Annotated in this window: 14 protein-coding genes and 2 riboswitches; of the genes, 8 read left to right on the top strand and 6 right to left on the bottom strand. The window is 64.9% G+C overall.

Annotated elements, in window-relative coordinates:
* Genes CXY83_RS11535 through CXY83_RS11545 form a run of 3 tightly spaced genes read right to left on the bottom strand, consistent with a single transcriptional unit; the run spans window position 1 to window position 4488 of the window.
* Window positions 1-2127: a hydantoinase/oxoprolinase family protein gene (locus CXY83_RS11535; RefSeq protein ID WP_104197503.1), complete on the bottom strand. Its 2127-nt coding sequence runs from the start codon at window positions 2125-2127 to the stop codon at window positions 1-3.
* A 2-nt stretch (window positions 2128-2129) separates the two neighbouring features.
* Window positions 2130-2585 (bottom strand): acetone carboxylase subunit gamma, encoded by a 456-nt coding sequence (locus CXY83_RS11540; RefSeq protein WP_104197504.1) that lies wholly within the window; start codon window positions 2583-2585, stop codon window positions 2130-2132.
* 46 nt (window positions 2586-2631) lie between these two features.
* Window positions 2632-4488 (bottom strand): hydantoinase/oxoprolinase family protein, encoded by a 1857-nt coding sequence (locus CXY83_RS11545; RefSeq protein ID WP_104197505.1) that lies wholly within the window; start codon window positions 4486-4488, stop codon window positions 2632-2634.
* A 167-nt stretch (window positions 4489-4655) separates the two neighbouring features.
* On the opposite strand from CXY83_RS11545, the gene CXY83_RS11550 reads away from it, so the two are divergent.
* Window positions 4656-6515, top strand: a complete 1860-nt coding sequence (locus tag CXY83_RS11550) for a sigma-54-dependent Fis family transcriptional regulator (RefSeq protein WP_104197506.1) — start codon at window positions 4656-4658, stop codon at window positions 6513-6515.
* On the opposite strand, the gene CXY83_RS11555 is transcribed toward CXY83_RS11550, so the two are convergent.
* Window positions 6502-7776, bottom strand: coding sequence for an MFS transporter (locus tag CXY83_RS11555; protein ID WP_369831157.1), 1275 nt, complete (start codon window positions 7774-7776; stop codon window positions 6502-6504). The two genes, CXY83_RS11550 and CXY83_RS11555, sit on opposite strands and share 14 nt — an antisense overlap.
* Before the next feature lie 109 nt (window positions 7777-7885).
* On the opposite strand from CXY83_RS11555, the gene abc-f reads away from it, so the two are divergent.
* Complete coding sequence (abc-f, locus tag CXY83_RS11560) at window positions 7886-9550, top strand: ribosomal protection-like ABC-F family protein (RefSeq protein WP_104197507.1); 1665 nt, start codon at window positions 7886-7888, stop codon at window positions 9548-9550.
* 84 nt (window positions 9551-9634) lie between these two features.
* Here abc-f and CXY83_RS11565 read toward each other — a convergent pair whose 3' ends face one another.
* Window positions 9635-10003, bottom strand: a complete 369-nt coding sequence (locus CXY83_RS11565; RefSeq protein ID WP_104197508.1) for a LysR family transcriptional regulator — start codon at window positions 10001-10003, stop codon at window positions 9635-9637.
* A gap of 125 nt (window positions 10004-10128) precedes the next feature.
* On the opposite strand from CXY83_RS11565, the gene CXY83_RS11570 reads away from it, so the two are divergent.
* From CXY83_RS11570 to gcvP, 5 genes are all read left to right on the top strand, one after another.
* Window positions 10129-10731: an LON peptidase substrate-binding domain-containing protein gene (locus tag CXY83_RS11570; protein WP_104197750.1), complete on the top strand. Its 603-nt coding sequence runs from the start codon at window positions 10129-10131 to the stop codon at window positions 10729-10731.
* 60 nt (window positions 10732-10791) lie between these two features.
* On the top strand, window positions 10792-11397 hold the full coding sequence (locus CXY83_RS11575; protein ID WP_104197509.1) for a DNA-3-methyladenine glycosylase I: 606 nt from the start codon (window positions 10792-10794) through the stop codon (window positions 11395-11397).
* 39 nt (window positions 11398-11436) lie between these two features.
* Window positions 11437-11532, top strand: a riboswitch (glycine riboswitch).
* A riboswitch (glycine riboswitch) is annotated at window positions 11533-11647 on the top strand.
* 70 nt (window positions 11648-11717) lie between these two features.
* On the top strand, window positions 11718-12866 hold the full coding sequence (gene gcvT, locus CXY83_RS11580) for a glycine cleavage system aminomethyltransferase GcvT (RefSeq protein WP_104197510.1): 1149 nt from the start codon (window positions 11718-11720) through the stop codon (window positions 12864-12866).
* A 53-nt stretch (window positions 12867-12919) separates the two neighbouring features.
* Window positions 12920-13291, top strand: a complete 372-nt coding sequence (gene gcvH, locus CXY83_RS11585; RefSeq protein WP_104197511.1) for a glycine cleavage system protein GcvH — start codon at window positions 12920-12922, stop codon at window positions 13289-13291.
* 27 nt (window positions 13292-13318) lie between these two features.
* Complete coding sequence (gcvP, locus tag CXY83_RS11590; protein WP_369831168.1) at window positions 13319-16216, top strand: aminomethyl-transferring glycine dehydrogenase; 2898 nt, start codon at window positions 13319-13321, stop codon at window positions 16214-16216.
* 3 nt (window positions 16217-16219) lie between these two features.
* On the opposite strand, the gene CXY83_RS11595 is transcribed toward gcvP, so the two are convergent.
* Window positions 16220-17011, bottom strand: a complete 792-nt coding sequence (locus CXY83_RS11595) for a CPBP family intramembrane glutamic endopeptidase (protein ID WP_233200847.1) — start codon at window positions 17009-17011, stop codon at window positions 16220-16222.
* A 308-nt stretch (window positions 17012-17319) separates the two neighbouring features.
* Here CXY83_RS11595 and CXY83_RS11600 point away from each other — a divergent pair, with 308 nt between their 5' ends.
* Window positions 17320-18993: an ABC transporter substrate-binding protein gene (locus tag CXY83_RS11600; RefSeq protein WP_104197514.1), complete on the top strand. Its 1674-nt coding sequence runs from the start codon at window positions 17320-17322 to the stop codon at window positions 18991-18993.
* Window positions 18994-19039 lie beyond the last annotated feature (46 nt).

A 19039-nucleotide genomic window follows, 5' to 3' on the forward strand; every position in this document is an offset into this window, starting at 1 on the left:
TCAGTCGCTCAGTAGCCATACCGCACCCTGACTGGTCGGTTCCAGCCGCCAGCCGGGCTCGACCAGATAGGTGGTGTTCTCGGTCGTGACGATCGCCGGTCCGTGGATCACGTATTCGTGTTTGAGCGCCTCGGCGTCGTAGACGGGGGTGTCGACCGCGCCGGCGATACTCGTGAAATGCACCGACCGATGCGAGACCGGTTCCGGCTTGATCTTCTCCCCGCCGGTGTGAATCGACTCGAATGCAATGACTTCGCCCTCGATATAGGACGCTACGCGAATGGTCTGCGCACGGACGCCCGCCTCCGGCGCCTGGGTACCCTCGCCGTAGCGTTCGCCAAAGAGATCGGAGAACGTCTTGATCAGGTGCAGCACGTCGGCGACTCCATTGACCCGGTTGATGGTGAAGGCGACGGCCGTGGTGACGAGCTGGTTGCCGTAGCGCATGTCCATTTCGAGGCGGTAGCGCACGTCGGCGCGGTCGTAGCCCTGACGCACGAGGTCTTCGGCGCCCTTCGCTTCGAGCTCCTCGATGTACCCGTTGAGCGCCTCGTACTGGGCGTAGAGGCTGCGCTTGATCGGTTCGTAGAGAACGACGTAGGCGCTGCGTTCGTGAATGTGCAGCGGACGCATGTTGCCGGCCCCGAGCGCGGAGAACACCGAGGCGAACGGCGGAAACAAGATACGGCTGATGCCGGCGCTCGCCGCGATGCCGCAGGCATGCAGCGGGCCGTTACCACCGTAGGCGAGCATCGTGTAGTCCTCGATCAGGCCGCCACGCGAGCGCAACTCCTTTTCGATGCCGATCGCCATCTGTTCGTCGACAGTCTTCTTGATCACCTTGGCAACCTCGACAGCGTCCAGGTCGAGCTCGTCGCTGAGCGTCTCATCGATGACATAGATCGAACGCTTCTTGTTGAGAGTGATGTGCCCGTTGGCGTAGTTGTCCGGGTCGAGATAGCCGAGTACCAGGTCGGCGTCGGTAACCGTTGGGCGCAGGCCACCGCGGTCGTAGCAGGCCGGGCCCGGGTCGCTTCCGGCTGACTCCGGCCCGATCTGGAGGGCATGGTGAATGCGGTTGTAGGCGGCGATAGATCCGCCGCCGGCGCCGAGCGTGTTGAGGTGGATCATCGGCGCGGAGACCATCCAGCGACCAATGGTGGGCTGGAAGTCGTAGTGCCGTACCCCGCCCTCTGGCACCAGACCGATGTCGAACGAGGTGCCACCCATATCCATCGACACCACGTCGCCGAGGCCGGTCGACTCCGCGAGGTGCTGGGCCGCCCCGACACCGGCGATCGGTCCGGAGTGAATCGTCTGCAGGGCATCCGTTGAATTGGGCTGCGCCATACCGCCCGAGTTATGGATGACCAGCATCGGCTTCTCATAGCCGGAGTCGCGCAGGTTGTTGGAGAGCTGGTTGAGCGCATGGAACATGGTCTGGTGCAGAAAAGCGTCGACGATGGTGGCCATGGCCCGCACATATTCACCCTTGCGCCCTGATACCTGGCTGCTGAGTAGCACCGGAATAGACCCGAGCTCGTGCGCGGGGTACTCATCGAGAATGATTTCCAGAATGCGATCCTCGTGCACCGAGTTCTCGGTGGCGTTGGTCAGGGCAATGACGATGGCCTCGGCGCCGTTGTCGACGAGTTCGCGCACCTGGGTGCGCACGTCGTCGTACATGATCGGCACGAGCACCTCCCCGACCGAATCAATGCGTTCCTTCACCGAGCGGATGAGCTGGCGTGGCACGAGCGGTTCGGGACGTTGGGCGTCGGGCATGTCGCCCTGCTTGGCCCCGTCGAGTCCTTCGCCATAGCCGCGGCCGCGGGAGAGTGGGATGGTGTCTTCGAAGCCGTGGGTGACGATTGCCGCGACCCGTGGGCCCTTGCCCTCGATCAGGGCGTTGGTGCCCAGCGTCGTGGCGTAGCGCACCGAGTCGACCTCTTTGAGTGCCGTCTCGCGGCTGATACCAGCCCGCTCGCAGGCCCGGTCCAGGGCTTCGTTGAAACCGAGCGCCAGGTTGTGGTGCGTGGTGAGCGCCTTGGATTCGATGTAGACGTCATCCCAGACGAAGAAACAATCGCTGAACGTGCCGCCGATGTCTACCGAGATTCGTTTCACGGTCAGTGTCCTTCGTTTTGGCGCGAGTGGGCGTGGGGTGCCACGGAGTCGAACCGGGCGCTGAGGTCGGCCTCGGCGTTTTCGCCAGGACCATAGTTGACGACCTCTTCGGGGTTGCCCCCATGCACATTCCACTTTTCGCGCAGCGAGTCGATGTCCCACAGCATGTCAACGGTCGGTGGATGCCCCGGCGGCAGATATTCGGCTTCGATCTGGGTTCCGCAGGTGGGGCAGTAATACTCGAGGATGCGGCAGAAGGTGGGGTCGGGAGAGAACGTGAATTCGTATTTCTCCGGGTCGATCACGGGAGGATGAATCTCTTGGGGGTCTCGGTCGTAGACCAGGGTGCCCTCTTTATAATTGCCACGAGCATCGCCGAAGTCGTGGGCGCAGACGCGGCAGATCCATCGTTCCGTGTCGAGGTCGATGAGCAGGTATTCGGTCATGGGAACGCGCATTTTGTTTGTACCTTCCTTGGGAAACAAAGTGGGTTGAGGTATCGGGTCAGAGCGTGTCGGCAAGTTGCAGGTCGCCGGCGGTCGAAACCGTGAGAGTCCAGCCGCGCGGCACCCGCGCGGTGAAGAACGGGCCCTCGACGATGGCCGGTCCGGCTGCCGTCGCACCGGGCTTCTGCTCGTCGAGGTGGTAGACGGCCACGGTGTCAACCTGGGTGGGAGTAGAGCGCACCTGTCGGGTTCCAGCGGCGACGGCGACGCTCGCTGTAGCGGGCGCTCCGCTGGCAATTTCCGGGTGCGGCAGCCGGAAGGTGGCCTTGAGGGCGAGGATCTCTTCGCCATCTTCGACCCGGGTCGACCAGTCGAGTTGGCACTCGCTCAGGTCGTGTCCTTCCTGAAACATGTCCTTGCCGGCATCCGCTTGCAGTGCGGTGCGTACCGTACCGATCTCGGCCGGTGAGAAGCTGGTGACGTTGGCTTCGTAGGACTGCGCGATGTCGGAGAAGCTGATGCCGTAGGCGGAGAACACTGCTGCGAGTCGCGGTACGAGTACCTGGTGCACGCGGGCTATGCGCGCGGCACTGCAGGCGTTCATCGGTCCGCCGCCGCCGAACGCGGCGACCGTGGTGTCACCGGTTGCACTCACGAGGTCGGCGAAGGAGCGCGCCAGGTGGCTGGAGTAGCTCGCTTCCATGAGAATCAGAGCCTCCTCGAGACTGATCCCGAGCGGGTCGGCGACGGTCTTGATGATGACCGCGCGCGACCGCTCAGCATCCAGTGCCATCTCGCCGTTCAGGTAGGTGGCAGGGTCGAGCACACCGAGCAGCAGGTTGACGTCGGTGATCGTGGCCGAGGTGCCGCCGAAACCGAAGCAGGCTGGTCCGGGCGCTGCGCCCACGCTTTCCGGGCCGACGGTGATCTTGCCGTCGTGGACGGCGATGATCGAGCTGCCGCCGACCCCGGTGGAACGCACGTTGCTCATCTCATAGGAGATGTCGACGCCCTGGATCGATCCGCGCCGGTCGACGGCGATCGTGGAGTTGGCGACGGCTCCGACATCCGTTGTCGTGCCGCCGACATCGATCATGAGCACGTTGTCGAGACCGTAGGCCTCGGCGAGGGCACGCGTACCCTCGAGCCCGCCGCGCGGTCCGGAAGAGTAGGTCTTGAGTGCGACCGACTTGGCGACGCGGGAGGAGGCGCCGTCGTTGCGGTAGATCAACAGCGGATTCTTGACCTTGTAGGCGCGCAGCCGGTGTTCGGCGCTGTAGAGAAAACGCTCGACCGTTGGATGCAGGAAAGAGTTCAGAATGCCCGACCAGACCTGGCGCTGCCGGGAGGTGTCTGTGGCGAACTCGCGGGAGAACAAGATCGGGACCGACCCGAGCAGGTGCCGCGGAAAATTCTTCAGCATTGTTCGTTTGAACAGGTGCTCGCGTTCAGCGCTCTGGCCGGCGACAACGAGACGTTCGGCCCCGGCGGTGGTCAGCCGGTTGATCTCGGCGACGAGCTGCTGGGCCAGGTCCTCCGGGGTCCCGGCTGCGGCGATGATGCCGACGCGGGCGCCGATCAGATCGTTGAAAAGCCCGGCCGTCTCTTCCGAGTTGCCGAGCGAGTCTGGCAGAGTGGGATCGTCGGTGATCAGGCCGATCAGCGGGCCCTTGCGCTGCACAAGCGCGTTGGTGCCCTGCGTCGATGAATAGCGGATGTGCTGGGTCGAGTGCAGCAGACCGGCAAGGTTGGCGTCACCATAGATCTGCGCCGACGCCTTCGTCATGGCGTCGAAGAGACACTGGGACAGGTCGACCGGGGTGGTGAGGGTCTTGGTGAACGTGAAATCCGTGCCGCTGGCGACGACAATGTCGGTGAGGGTTCCACCATTGTCAATGTTGATCAAACGTTCCATGAGCGCTCCTTTGCGTTGCAGTTGTGAGTGACCGAGGCTCCCGAGGAAACCGCTCTCGTAAGAATGACCCCGCGTTCCCGCGGCGGGGTGTCCCACATTGGGACACCCTGCGGCTGGCGTTCGCCGGTCGCAGGGGGCATGCTTGCAGAGTCCACAAGGGAGTAGATATGTACAGAGTCGCCGAACGGCGAAGCAGGATTGCCGCCGCTCGCGCCGATTTTCTTCGCTTCGGCCACGCCGAAACCCAATCGGTTCCCGGATTGGTAGCGGCTTCCTGGCAGCGATCCTTTTTAGCCGGCGTCGATGCCGTGTCGTCGCAGGCGGTTTTTCACAGCGACCTGGATCTCACCGGTCGGCTGATGCGGTGCTCCGAACCGGTCATCGCCCGACTGAGCGACGAGATGGCCCAGATGCCGCTGTCGATCGTTCTGACCGACTACAAGGCGCGCATTCTCAGTCGCTCCGAAACCGACAAGACGATCGGAACCCTGCTCGACGAGGTGTCGCTCGCGCCGGGCTTCAACTATGCCGAAACAAACGTCGGAACCAACGGCATCGGCACCGTACTCGAGTCGGGCCAGTCGCTGTACATCGTGGGACCCGAACATTTTTTGGAGCACCTGCAGCCCTTCGCGTGCGCCGGGAGCCCCATTCGTGACCCGCTCACCGGCCGGGTAGAGGGGGTGCTCGACATTAGCTGCCTGAGCGAGGACGCCAGCCCCCTCATGCATTCCCTGGTGCAGTCGGCCGCCCATGAAATAGAGCGCAACCTGCTCATCGACCGCAGCCAGCGGCAACAGGCTCTGTTTGACGCGTATGTGCGGGTGGATTCTCGCACCCGCGGCGCGGTCATGGCGATCGGCGGTACCGTCGTGATGGGCAACACAGTGGCGCAGAGCCAGTTCTCTCCCGATGAACAGTGGACCATCCACCAACACGCCCGCTACCTGATGATCTCACCGGGGCAGCCGGTCGATGCGATCGAACTGTCGTCGGGCAAGATCGTGCAGATTCGGGGCAAGCGCGTCGTCGTCGGCTCCGACATCGTCGGTATCGTCGTGGTCGTCGAGATCAAGTCCGAACGGGCACGCCTCCCGGTCCGGGAGTCAGGTCTGACCCTGTCACCAGGGCGCGGGCGGCGGGTGCATGAACCCGAGCGGAGCTCTGCAGCGGCAGCGGCCATCGTCCACGATGTGTCTTCCCTGCTCGGCAAACGCGCCTCGAGCAGCCTGGTCACCGCGCTGACTGCGGGGGCGGCCCTGCTCGTGTGGGGGGAGGCCGGCGGCGGTAAGGTTTCGCTCCTGGCCGAACTCTATCGCCAGATCGTCCCGCTGGGTCGCAGTGTCGTGTTTGGCGCTGAAGCGCTCAACGAGAACGGCCTGCAATCCCTGTTGGAGAACGACCTGCTCAGCGTCGGGGTTCCTCCCACGCTGTACATTTTTCGCAATTTTGATCGGTTGAGTACGGCGGTCACCGAAGAAGTAGAGGCATTCCTCGTCGCCCGGGAGACTCGCGCCGACCCTGCCGGCATCGCCGTGACCGTGTCGCAACCCGATCTCCAGGCTGATCTCGCCGTCAATCGCGCGTATACGAGCCTGCTGCACCATTTTGAAACCTCCGTCACGGTGGCGCCCCTGCGGCATCGCATCGACGACCTGCCCGACATCGTCACCCAGGTCCTCTCCCGACGAGCCGGATTGCGCCCCGCCACCGTCAGCGCCGGCGCTATGCGGGTGATTTCCCGCTACCCCTGGCCGGGCAACATTCGGCAGCTCGAAGAAGCGCTCGATATCGCCCTGCTCACGCGCCCAGTCGGTGCCATCCAGGCGGAAGACCTGCCCGCCTACTGCCACGGCGTTGCGCCCCGGCTGCTGACGGCGCTGGAAGCAGGGGAGCGCGACCTCATTGTCGGCGCGCTACACAAAGCCGAAGGCAACCGGATGCGCGCGGCGGAGTCCCTGGGAATCGCTCGGTCGTCGCTCTACCGCAAACTGAAAAGCTTCGGCATCACGGTCACCGACTCGTAGTCGCTATGCGCAGCCGACCGATGGACCAGACCACCACAATCGCAACCAGGGGCATGGCAGCGATGCCGAGCCCGGAGTAGCCGGCCAGCGCCAAAATCGGACCGGCGAGCGCGCCGCCGAGCGCGCCGGCCGCGTTCATGGCGAGGTCAGAGAAACCCTGCAACGACGCGCGCTCCTCGATCTGCACGGCTTCGGACACGAGCGTCGAACCGGCCACAACGGATGCCGACCAGCCCAGTCCCAGAAAGATCAGGCTGAGCGTCATCGTGCTTTGTGATCCGTCGCTGAGCGAGGCGACGGTGAGGGCGACGAGCAGCAGGGCCTGTCCTCCGAGAATGACCGGGACACGACCCACTCGGTCGGCGAGTGCGCCGAAGACGGGGGAGAGGGCGTACATTCCGGCCACGTGCAGGCTGATAGTCAGCCCAACGACGGTGAGGGTGGCGCCGTGGTCACGCAGGTGCACAGGAGCCATCGACATCAAAGCCACCATGGTGGCGTGGCTGAGCGCGATGACCATGACGGCGTACCGGGCCGCCACGTTGCCGCGCAGAATTGACAGACCGCCATTGGCCCGGCGGATGCCCGCGCTCGCCGTACGCGCGGCCAGCGCGGTCAGCAGAGGGTCGGGGAGCAGCCCGAGCGCGTAGACGAAGGCGGCGGCGACCGTGGCAGCGAGGGAAAACGCGAAAGCGCCCGTCATCGCCGGCAGGCCGAGCGCTGCGCCGAGCATTTCGCCCGGTCCGAACAGGTTCGGGCCGAGTACGGCTCCAATCGTGGTCGACCAGACCACGATTGAGAGGTCGCGGGCCCGAAAGTGCGGGGTGGCGAGGTCAGTGGCCGCGAAGCGAGCCTGAAGATTGGTGGCCGAGCCGGCACCGAGCAGCATGAGGGAGAGAAGCAGCAGGGCAAAGCTGTCGACCGACACCGAGGTGATGGCGAGTATCGCACCCGTGCCTGCGGCGAGCGAGCCGGTCGCGAGCGATACCCGACGTCCGCGGGCCTGCGCCAGCCGAGCGAGGGGTATGGCCACGATCGCGGCGCCCAGGGTGCTCATAGTCGCAGCCATGCCCGACCAGGCACTCGACCCCGACAACTGCGCAGCCAGCAGCGCGCCGAGGGACAGGGTCGCGCCCATGCCGATTCCTCCGAGGATCTGCCCGGCGATGAGCACCCGCACCACGCGCTTCTGCAGCGCTGTGTGCATCACGGGCGCCTGCGGCAAAGTCATCGGGTCGAAGCTGTCATTGTTGTCGTTCATCGTCTCGATTCCCCCGGTTACAGCCTCAGCAGACCCCTGCTGCACGGCCGAGGCTCACTCTACCGAGTAGCAGGCACGGGGACCGTGCGGTCAATGAGATTATGGAGTAATGACCGGAACACTCGTGGCCAGGGGCCTGGCCGGCGGCTACGCGCACCGCACCCTTTTTGAATCACTCGATCTCACGGTCGCCCCCGGCGACGTTATCGGCGTGGTCGGTGCCAACGGGGCCGGTAAATCCACCCTCTTGAACCTGCTGTCCGGGCGTGGCGAGCCGCAGGCCGGCACCATCACCCTCAGCCCGGCGGATGCCTTCGTCGGCGCGCTCCCGCAGGAACACGAACGAGTTATCGGCGAGACCATCGCCGCATACATCGCCCGGCGCACGGGCTGTGCTGCGGCGACGCGTGAAATGGATGCCGCGGCATCCGCTCTCGGGGATACCCAGCCGCGTACCGACGGAACCGATGCGGCCGACACCTATTCGACCGCGCTCGAACGCTGGCTGGCCAGCGGGGCTGCCGACCTCGACGAGCGACTGCCCATCGTTCTCGCCGACCTCGGCCTCGCGCTTGGCACCACACTCACCGCCGACAGCATGATGACGACGCTCTCCGGTGGCCAGGCCGCGCGCGTCGGGCTTGCCGCCCTGCTGCTGTCCCGCTTTGACATCGTGCTGCTCGATGAGCCCACCAACGACCTCGATCTCGACGGGCTGGAACGCCTCGAAGCTTTCGTCAAGGGCCTCCGCGGCGCAGTCGTGCTGGTCAGCCATGACCGCGAATTTCTGGCCCGCTGCGTCACCCGCGTGCTCGAACTTGATCTCGCCCAGGGCGCGAACCGGGTGTTCGGCGGCGGCTACGATTCGTACCTTGAGGAACGCGAAACAGCGCGTAGGCACAACCGCGAGAACTACGACGAGTTCGCCGCTAAGAAGGCCGACCTCGTCGGCCGGGCCAGGACTCAGCGGGAATGGTCGAGCCAGGGGGTGCGCAATGCCCTGAAGAAAGCGCCGGACAACGACAAGATCCGCCGCAAGGCATCGGTCGAGTCGAGCGAGAAGCAGGCCCAAAAAGTGCGCCAGATGGAGAGCCGCATCGCGCGCCTCGACGAGGTCGAGGAGCCCCGCAAGGAGTGGCAGCTCGAGTTCACCATCGGTTCGGCCCCGCGCTCGAGCGCCGTCGTGGCTACCCTGAACAACGCCGAGTTCTACCAGGGAGACTTCGTGCTCGGCCCCGTGACGCTGCAGGTCAACGGCGGTGAACGCATCGGCATCACCGGCCCGAACGGTGCAGGCAAGTCCACGCTGCTGCGTGCCCTGCTCGGCCGTCAGAAAGCGGATGCTGGCAGCGCCCACCTCGGAACCAGCGTCTCGATTGGTGAAATCGACCAGGCTCGGGCCCATCTAGCCGGTGCCCGGCCTCTCGCGGTGAGCTTCGAGTCGCTCGTGCCCGAACTCTCGCCCGCCGACGTGCGCACGTTGCTGGCCAAGTTCGGGCTCAAAGCCGACCACGTGAACCGGCCCGTTGACGAGTTATCACCGGGAGAGCGCACGCGCGCCGGCCTCGCACTGCTGCAGGCGCGCGGCGTCAACCTGCTCGTTCTCGACGAGCCGACCAACCACCTCGACCTCGCCGCGATCGAACAGCTCGAGCAGGCGCTTGACAGCTATGAAGGAACACTGCTGCTTGTCACGCACGACCGCCGAATGCTCGACAACGTGCACACCGACCGGCACTGGCACGTCGAGGCTGGGCAAGTCACCGAGCTCTGATTTCGGCCAATTCTCGCGTTTCACAGGCCACCGCGCGCTTGGCGTGGGGCACCCTTTCGCAGTCGTGTGCCAGGAACGCAGGGACTACCGCGACTGGCGCTTCTTGCCGAGCTTGGGTTGGCCCTTCACCGCGGGCGCGCGGCCCCGGCCCTTATTGGCCTTGGCCTTGCCGCCGCCCGATCCGCCGCCCGAACCACCGGCTGCGCCGGGCTGGGAGCCGCGACCGGCGGCGTGTGCGAGCTCGAGGCGCGCGTCGGCAAGAAAAGCGATCCCGATCTCGGTGAGCATCGTGCTCTCGGCGGAACGATCGAACAGCGCGTAGCCGAGTTCGGCTTCAACCTGCTTCACTGAGGCGCTGAGGGTGTCGCGCGAGACGCCGAGCGCCTGGGCGGCACGGGCGAAATCGGGAGCCTCGGCGGCGGCCACGAAGTGCCCAAGCAGGGTGATGTCCACGAACAGCCTTTCGTCGTTTGCGCGGGTGCGCGGTAGACCCTCTAGGCTACGCGTCGAATGCAGCCCATTCCAATCCGTCGCGCATAGGGCTTGGCGCAATGCCGATGACGTGGTTCGCTGGGGGCATGACGACCCTGCCGATGTTTCCCCTGGGATCCGTGCTGTTTCCCTACATGCCGCTGCAACTGCGTGTGTTCGAGGAGCGCTACCTCGTCATGCTGGCCCGGGTGCTTGATTCCGAGCCGGCCGAGTTCGGCATCGTGCTGATCGAACGCGGGCAGGAAGTCGGCGGCGGCGAACGTCGCTTCAGCATCGGCACCGTCGCCCGGGTCACCCAGCTCGAAGCGCCAGAAGGCTACCTGGGGCTGGTCGTTCAGGGTGAGCGCAGAATCGAGGTGACCGAGTGGATGCCGGAAGACCCGCATCCGCTCGCCACCGTTCGCGCGGTGCCCGACTTGACATGGGACGATGCGCTGCAGCCGCGCCGGGAACAAGCCGAACAGATCGTGCGCCGCACCCTGTCGCTCGCGAGCGAGTTCTCCGACCAGGAGTGGTCGCCCGATGTGGCGCTCTCGCACGATCCGACCGCCGCTGCCTGGCAGCTCGCCGCGATCGCCCCGGTTGGACCGCTCGACCAGATCGCGCTCCTGCGCTCCGACACGATGTCAGCACTGCTGGACAACATCATCGAGCTGACCGAGGCTGCAGCCGAGTCTTTGTCCTGGTGAATGGCCCCACACTCGCGGCTTGGCGACGGCCGTCTGCGGGGCCGGTGTCTAATGGTTCGTATGGAACAATTACCAGCCCCCGGGGTGATCGTCGGCCCCGATGGGCTCGCCCGCCCCGCCTGGGCCTCGGTCGACCCGATGTTGCGCGATTACTACGACACGGAGTGGGGCGTGCCCGTGCGCGACGAGCACGGGCTGTACGAACGCATCAGCCTCGAGGCGTTCCAATCCGGGTTGTCCTGGGCGATCATTCTCCGCAAGCGCCCCGGGTTTCGAGCAGCATTCGCCGACTTTGACCCCGAGCGGGTCGCCGCCTTCGACGAAAATGACGTTATGCGGCTGCTGAACGATGAGAAAATCGTACGCAACCGCCTCAAGATTCACGCCACTATTACGAACGCGCGGGCCACGGTCGCCCTTCGCGAAAGCGGTGGCCTGGTGAATTTTGTCTGGTCGTTCCAACCCGATGCCACGCCAGCGCCGCTGACGCAGTCCGACGTGCCCACCCGCTCCGATGCATCCGTCGCACTCTCGAAAGCACTCAAGAAGGTCGGCTTCGTCTTCGTTGGACCGACCACGATGTTCGCCCTCATGGAAGCGATCGGCATCATCGATACCCACCTCGTCGACAGTCATCGGCGTGGCAGCAGCGGGGTGTGGGGCTAGGCTGGCTCCAAGTCACATCACAACTAAACATCGGGTCATATGGACGATGCGGGAGAGTTCGGCGCGAAGGCGTGCGAACACCGAAGGAGCAATCCTCCCCGACAATCTCTCAGGTACTCGTACCGCATCGAACTGGCCACTCTGAAAAGTAGATTGAACGCGCTCTGCGTGTTTCACAATCTCGCCCACGGTGAAAGTCAGTGCGTTCGCGCTGGTGAAGCTCTCAGGCACGAGCGACAGAGGGGGAGTTCCCACGAGGCTCAACCGAGCCTCGCACACATGCGGCCGCGCCTGTTCGGCCCTGTCACCCCGGAGAACTCATGACCTCGGCCGATTCCAGCACCCTCGCCAGCACCGAGCGATTCTCGCCGCTGCACCAGGCGCACGTCGACGCCGGTGCGAGCTTCACCGACTTCGCCGGCTGGCAGATGCCGGTGCGCTACTCGAGCGATCTCGCCGAGCACCACGCCGTGCGCACCGAAGCAGGCCTGTTCGACCTGTCGCACATGGCCGAGATTCTGGTCGAGGGCCCGGATGCCGCCGCCTACCTCGACTACGCGCTCGCCAACAAACTCTCGGTCATCGAGCTGTGGCAGGCCAAGTACAGCTTGCTCCTCGCTGAGAACGGCGGCATCATCGACGACCTCGTCGTCTACCGCCTGGGCGACACCAGGTTTCTCATCGTTGCCAACGCCGGCAATCGTTTCGCCGCTTTCGATGCGCTGCGCGCCCGTGCCGACGGCTTCACCGTGAGCGTCGTCGACCAGAGCGACGACTACGCCCTCATCGCCGTGCAGGGCCCCAACGCCCTCGCTATTCTTGACGCCACCGAGGGCGTCACCGACCTCGGCACCGACCTGCACTTCATGAAGTATTACCGCATCACGGATGCTTCCTTCCTCGGCCAGTCACTTCTGGTGGCTCGCACCGGCTACACCGGTGAAGACGGCTTCGAGCTCTACCTCGCGGCCGCGCGAGCCCGAGAGCTGTGGGATGCACTCATGAGCGCCGGCGCCGAGAAAGGGCTCGTTCCGGCAGGGCTCGCCAGTCGCGACACCCTTCGGCTCGAAGCCGGCATGCCGCTCTACGGTCACGAGCTCACCCTGAACACCTTCCCGGCGCAGGCGGGCCTTGGCCGGGTGGTCAACCTGGGCAAGGAGAACGACTTCGTCGGCCGCGCCGCGAGCGAGGCGGGGCCGGAGTCGGGGGCATCCGTTTTGGTGGGTCTCATTGCCGCCGGCAAGCGTGCCGGGCGCGCCGACTACGAGATTTTCCGCAGCCTCGACGCCGAGACTTGCGACGGCGTCATCACGAGCGGCGCGCTCTCACCAACCCTCGGCTACCCGATCGCCATGGCCTACGTCACTCCCGACCTCGCCCGCCTCGGCACCGAGGTGTACGTCGACGTGCGTGGCACCCGCCTTCCCGCCACTGTTACCTCGCTTCCGTTCTATAAGCGCGTCAAATAGCTCCGCCCTGTTGAAATAGCCCTGAATCCGTTCACCCTGCGAAAGGCAACACCATGACAGACACATCCCAACTGCACTACACCGCTGAGCATGAGTGGATTCTGGTCGACGGCAGCATCGCGACCGTCGGCATCACTGCCTATGCCGCCGAGAAGCTCGGCGACGTGGTTTTCGTCGAACTGCCCGAGGTGGGCAGCACGGTCGCCGGCGGCACGGTCATCGGCGAAATCGAGTCGACCAAGTCGGTCGGGGAACTGTTCGCACCGGTCAACGGCACCGTCACCGCCATCAACAATGCCGTGGTCGAGAGCCCCGAGCTGGTCAATAGCGACCCGTTCGGTGCAGGTTGGCTGATCAAGGTTGAGTTCGACACGCTGCCCACCCTGCTCAGCCTGGCCGAATACTCGGCCCTCATCGGCGAGTAGCTCATGGAAACGCAGGTTCGGCAGCAGATGCCCTCGGCCTTCACCCAGCGCCACATCGGAACGGATGCAGACGCCCAGTCCCACATGCTTGCCACACTCGGCTATGACTCGGTGGACGACCTCGTTTCCGCCGCCATGCCCGCGTCGATTCACGCCGATCTGTTTCGGCAAGACTCAGGCAGCGCACTTCCGCCCGCCGCGACCGAGAACGAGGCAGTTGCCGAACTGCGCGCCCTGGCCGATCGCAATACGGTCAAACGCTCCATGATCGGTCTCGGCTATTACGACACGTTCACGCCCGCAGTGATCAAGCGCAACGTGTTCGAGAACCCCAGCTGGTACACGGCCTACACGCCGTACCAGCCCGAGATCTCACAGGGCCGCCTCGAAGCCCTCATCAACTTTCAGACCATGATTGCTGACCTCACCGGTCTGACCACCGCCAACGCGTCGATGCTCGACGAGTCGACGGCGGTCGTTGAGGGCATGCTGCTCGCCCTGCGCGCCTCCAAATCCACCTCACGACGATTCATCGTCGACACGGATGCTTTTCCCCAGACCCACGCGCTGCTCGCCAACCGCGCCGCAGCCCTCGGCATCGAGCTCGCCCAGGTCGCGCTCAGCGAACAGACCACGGCCGAGGACCTCGGTGATTATTTCGGAGTCTTCGTGCAGTACCCGTCGGCATCCGGTCGCATCTGGAACCCGCAAGTGGTCATCGATCTTGCGCACGAATGCACAGCGCTCGCCGTGGTGGCCGCCGACCTGCTGGCGCTCACCCTGCTCAAGTCGCCCGGCGACCTCGGCGCCGATGTCGCCGTCGGTACGAGCCAGCGCTTCGGCGTGCCGATGGGGTTCGGCGGACCGCACGCCGGCTACATGGCCGTGCGCAAGGGGCTCGAACGCCAGCTGCCCGGACGCTTGGTCGGCGTGAGCGTCGATGCCACCGGACACCCCGCCTACCGCCTCGCCCTGCAGGTGCGCGAACAGCACATCCGCCGCGACAAGGCCACCTCGAATATCTGCACCGCCCAGGTGCTGCTCGCCGTCATGGCCGGAATGTACGCGGTTTACCACGGGCCACAGGGTCTCGCCGCGATCGCCGAGCAGGTGCACGAGCGAGCTGGAGCCCTCGTCGCCGCCTTGCGTGCCATTGACGTCGACGTGCAAAGCGACACGTTCTTTGATACCGTCCGGGTCTTCGTCCCGAGCGCGGCCGAGGTCGTTGCAAAGGCGGCGGCGAGCGGCTTCAACCTGTATCAGGTCGACGAGACCACCATCAGTGTGTCGGTCGATGAGACCACCACGCTCGCTGATCTGTCCTACGTCGTCGGCGCGTTCGGCGGCCGCGATGCGTTCGGCCACGTCGACTTCGACGCCGTACAGCACGGGCTGCCGAGCGAGTTGGGTCGCGAGAGCGAATTCCTCACCCACCCGGTGTTCAACACGCACGCTTCCGAGACCAGCATGATGCGCTACCTCAAGCGCCTCGCCGACTACGACTACGCGCTTGACCGGGGAATGATCCCGCTCGGCTCCTGCACCATGAAGCTCAACGCAGCGAGCGGAATGGAGGCCGTCAGCTGGCCCGAATTCGCCGGGATCCACCCCTTCGCCCCGAAAGCGGATGTCGAGGGTTACCTGCACCTCGTTCGGCAGCTCGAAACCTGGCTCGCCGATGTCACCGGGTACGACTCCGTGTCGTTGCAGCCGAACGCCGGCAGCCAGGGCGAACTCGCCGGCCTGCTCGCCATCCGCGGGTACCACCAGTCCAACGGGCAGATCGACCGCACGGTCTGCCTGATCCCGTCGAGCGCGCACGGCACAAACGCGGCATCCGCTGTGCTGGCGGGCATGCGCGTAGTTGTCGTGGCCTGCGACGAGCTCGGTAACGTCGACCTCGCCGACCTGCACGCCAAGATCGCCGAGCATGCCGACAGCCTCGCCGCCCTCATGATCACCTACCCCTCGACGCACGGCGTCTACGAGCACGAGGTCGCCACCATCTGTTCGGCCGTGCACGCCGCCGGCGGCCAGGTCTACGTCGACGGCGCCAACCTCAACGCGCTGCTCGGTTTCGCCCGCTACGGCGATTTCGGCGGCGACGTCTCACACCTGAACCTGCACAAAACGTTCTGTATCCCGCACGGGGGCGGCGGACCGGGCGTCGGCCCGGTTGCGGCCAAGGCGCACCTCGCGTCGTTCCTCCCGGGGCATCCGCTTGCCCAGAGCGACGAGCATTACCTACTGGGAAGCGGCGGAGCCAGCACCACCGTCGTGCATGCCGGCGGTCCGGTCTCGGCGGCGCCCTATGGCAGCCCGAGCATCCTGCCTATCTCGTGGGCGTATGTGCGCATGATGGGCATCGACGGCCTCAAGCAGGCCACCGGCGCAGCCGTGCTCGCCGCCAACTATGTCGCGAAACGCCTCGAAGACAGCTACCCGCTGCTTTACTCTGGCGAAAACGGCCTGGTCGCGCACGAGTGCATTCTCGACCTGCGACCGCTCACCGCGACTACGGGAGTGACCGTCGATGACGTGGCTAAACGCCTCGTCGACTACGGCTTCCACTCGCCGACGATGAGCTTTCCGGTGGCTGGAACGCTCATGGTTGAACCCACCGAGAGTGAAGATCTCGGCGAGATCGACCGTTTCGTCGACGCCATGATCGCGATCAAGGCCGAAGCGGATGCCGTCGCCGCTGGCCGCTGGCCCGCCGACGACAACCCGTTGCATAACGCGCCGCACACTGCGCAGTCGGTGATCGAGGGGGAGTGGGAGCACCCGTACGACCGGGCCACCGCGGTCTATCCACTCGCGAGCCTGGTGCGGGGCAAGTACTGGCCGCCGGTGCGGCGGATCGACAACGCCTACGGTGACCGCAACCTGGTCTGCGCCTGCCCGCCGCCCGAGGCGTTCGAGTAGAAGTTAGCTGGCCGGGGCGAGCAGCCCCGGCCACCAGGCCAGCGCGAGCGGATAGCCGACGAACGAGAGAATATCGAGCAGCCAGTGGGTCACCACGAGCGGCATGGTGCGCCCCCAGCGGGTGTAGCACCAACCGAACACGACGCCCATGGCGACGTTGCCGAAGAACGGCCCAACGCCCTGGTACAGGTGATAGCTGCCGCGCAGTGTGGCCGAGCTCACAATGATGATCCAGGGTGACCAGCCGAGTTCACGCAGCCGGGTGAACAGGTAGCCGACCACGATGATTTCCTCGACCAGCGCAGCCTTCAGGGCCGCGAAGACCAGTATGGGTATGGTCCACCAGAAAGAGTCGAGCGGCGAGGGCACCACGGCCACGGTGAACCCCAACGCGCGCCCGGCCAGGTAGAGCGCGAGGCCTGGAATTCCGATGACCAGTAGCAGTCCGAACCCGCCCAGCACGTCCTTACCCGGTCGGGTCAGGTCGAAGCCGAGCCGGGTGAACGGGTTCTGCCCGGGACGCCAGAGCAGAAACATCACCAGGGCTACCGCTCCGAGCCCGAACGCGATACCCAGAAACTGGTACGTGAAGTCGAGCCACTCACGCGGCGACTGCGAGCCGTTCAGCGTCGCCGACTGGTCGGCGAGGGGGGTCGTGTCGCTCAGCCGGGCCACGATCGACACGATCGAGTACACCGCCGACGCCCCGAGCGACAGCGCGAGAACAATGCAGATCTCCCAATAGTTCCGGGAACGGTCGAGCCGGGAACTCGGCAACAGGGATGCTTGCGGCATGGCCCTATCCTGCCACCCCGCCATCCCAGGTACCCGCTTCACGATCACAGGAGCTGGACCTCCCCTTTGAGGCCACCTCGCAACATATGTGCAAAAGCGCACTGTTTTACGCTCAATAGTTGCCGAAAGGGTTGCGCGTCGATAACATTCTTCGCCCCATTACTCATTCTGGGCGAATAACAAACTAGGCTCGAAACAACCCCCCAATCTTGAGTTCGCTCTTCTGCGACCAAAATTGGGTTGACTCTACTGGCGCTCGACACGATCAAGAGCCGTATCGGGCCCCCATTTGTGCATTGGAGCAAAAATTGAAAATCAAGAGAATGGGCATTGTCGCCATTGCTCTCGCGTCGACCGGAGCGCTCATGCTCGCTGGCTGCGCTGGCGGCGGAGCGACCACCGGTGATGACAGCGCAATCATCACCGTGAACGGCAGCGAGCCGCAGATGTCGCTGATCCCGACCAACACCACCGAGACGGGCGGCGGCAAGATCGTCACATCGATCTTCGCGGGCCTGGTCTCCTACTCGGAGGCCGGGGAGATTGAGAACGAGGTCGCCGAATCGATCGAGTCTGACGACGCCACGACGTGGACTGTCTCGCTCAAGGACGGTTGGACCTTCAGCAACGACGAGCCGGTCACGGCTTCGTCCTTCGTCGACGCCTGGAACTACGGCGCCCTCGTCACCAACGCGCAGGGGTCCTCCTACTTCTTCGACAACATCGTCGGCTACTCCGATGTCTCCAACACCAAGGATGATCCCACCGGGGCCACTGACGATGCCGGTCAAGTTCTTCAGGTTCCCGACCCGCTCGCCGAGACCATGTCCGGTCTAAAGGTTGTCGACGACACCACGTTCACCGTAGAGCTCTCCGGCACCGAGGCCGACTGGCCGCTGCGCCTCGGCTATACGGCCTACTCGCCGCTGCCCGCCGTGGCCTTCGAAGACATGGACGCCTTCGGCCAAAACCCGATCGGTAACGGACCCTACGAACTGGCCAGTGCAGACGCCTGGCAGCACGACGTACAGATCGAGCTCGTCACGAACCCGGACTACTCGGGTGTGCGCACCCCGAAAAACGACGGGTTGACCATCGTCTTCTACGCCTCCCTGGACGCCGCCTATGCGGCCGTGCAGGGCGGTGACCTCGACGTGCTCGACGCGATGCCCGAATCCGCCCTAGCGACCTATGAGTCCGACTTTCCGGACTCTTTCGTGAATGAGCCCGCCGCAGTGTTCCAGGCCTTCAACATGCCGTACTACCTCGAGCACTGGTCCGGTGAAGAGGGCAAGCTGCGCCGCGCCGCTCTCTCTATGGCCATCGACCGTGCCGAGATCACCGACGTCGTGTTCCAGGGCACCCGCACCCCGGCCACCGACTTCACTTCTCCAGTCATCGACGGCTACTCTGACTCGCTCGAGGGTTCCGAAGTGCTTGACTTCAACCCCGAAGAGGCTGTCGCGCTCTGGGCTGAGGCCGATGCCATCTCGCCCTACACCGGCACCTTCGACATCGCTTACAACGCCGACGGAGCGCATCAGGTCTGGGTCGACGCCGTCGTCAACAGCGTGAAGAACACCCTCGGCATCAACGCGGTCGGCAAACCGTACCCGACCTTTGCTGCCTCCATCGATGACCGTGAAGCCCAGACGTTGACCGGCGGTACCCGCTCTGGCTGGCTGGCCGATTACCCCTCGCTCTACAACTTCCTCGCGCCGTTGTACCAGACCGGTGCCGGCTCGAACTACGAGGGTTACAGCAGCGAAGAGTTCGACACGCTCCTTAAAGGCGGCGCCGCGGCGTCGAGTGTTGAGGATGCCACTGCCAAGTACGTCGAGGCTCAGGAAGTTCTGCTGCAGGACCTCCCGACCATCCCGCTCTGGTACCAGAACACCTCCGGTGTCTGGTCCGACAGCGTGAGCAACGTCGAGTTCGGCTGGGATTCCGTGCCGCTCTACTACGCAATCACCAGGAACTAACAGTTCGCTCCTAGTACGTCGTTGCGAGAGGCCCGGGGGTCATTCC

Source organism: Cryobacterium sp. M15 (assembly GCF_002929675.1).
Lineage (GTDB): Bacteria > Actinomycetota > Actinomycetes > Actinomycetales > Microbacteriaceae > Cryobacterium > Cryobacterium lyxosi.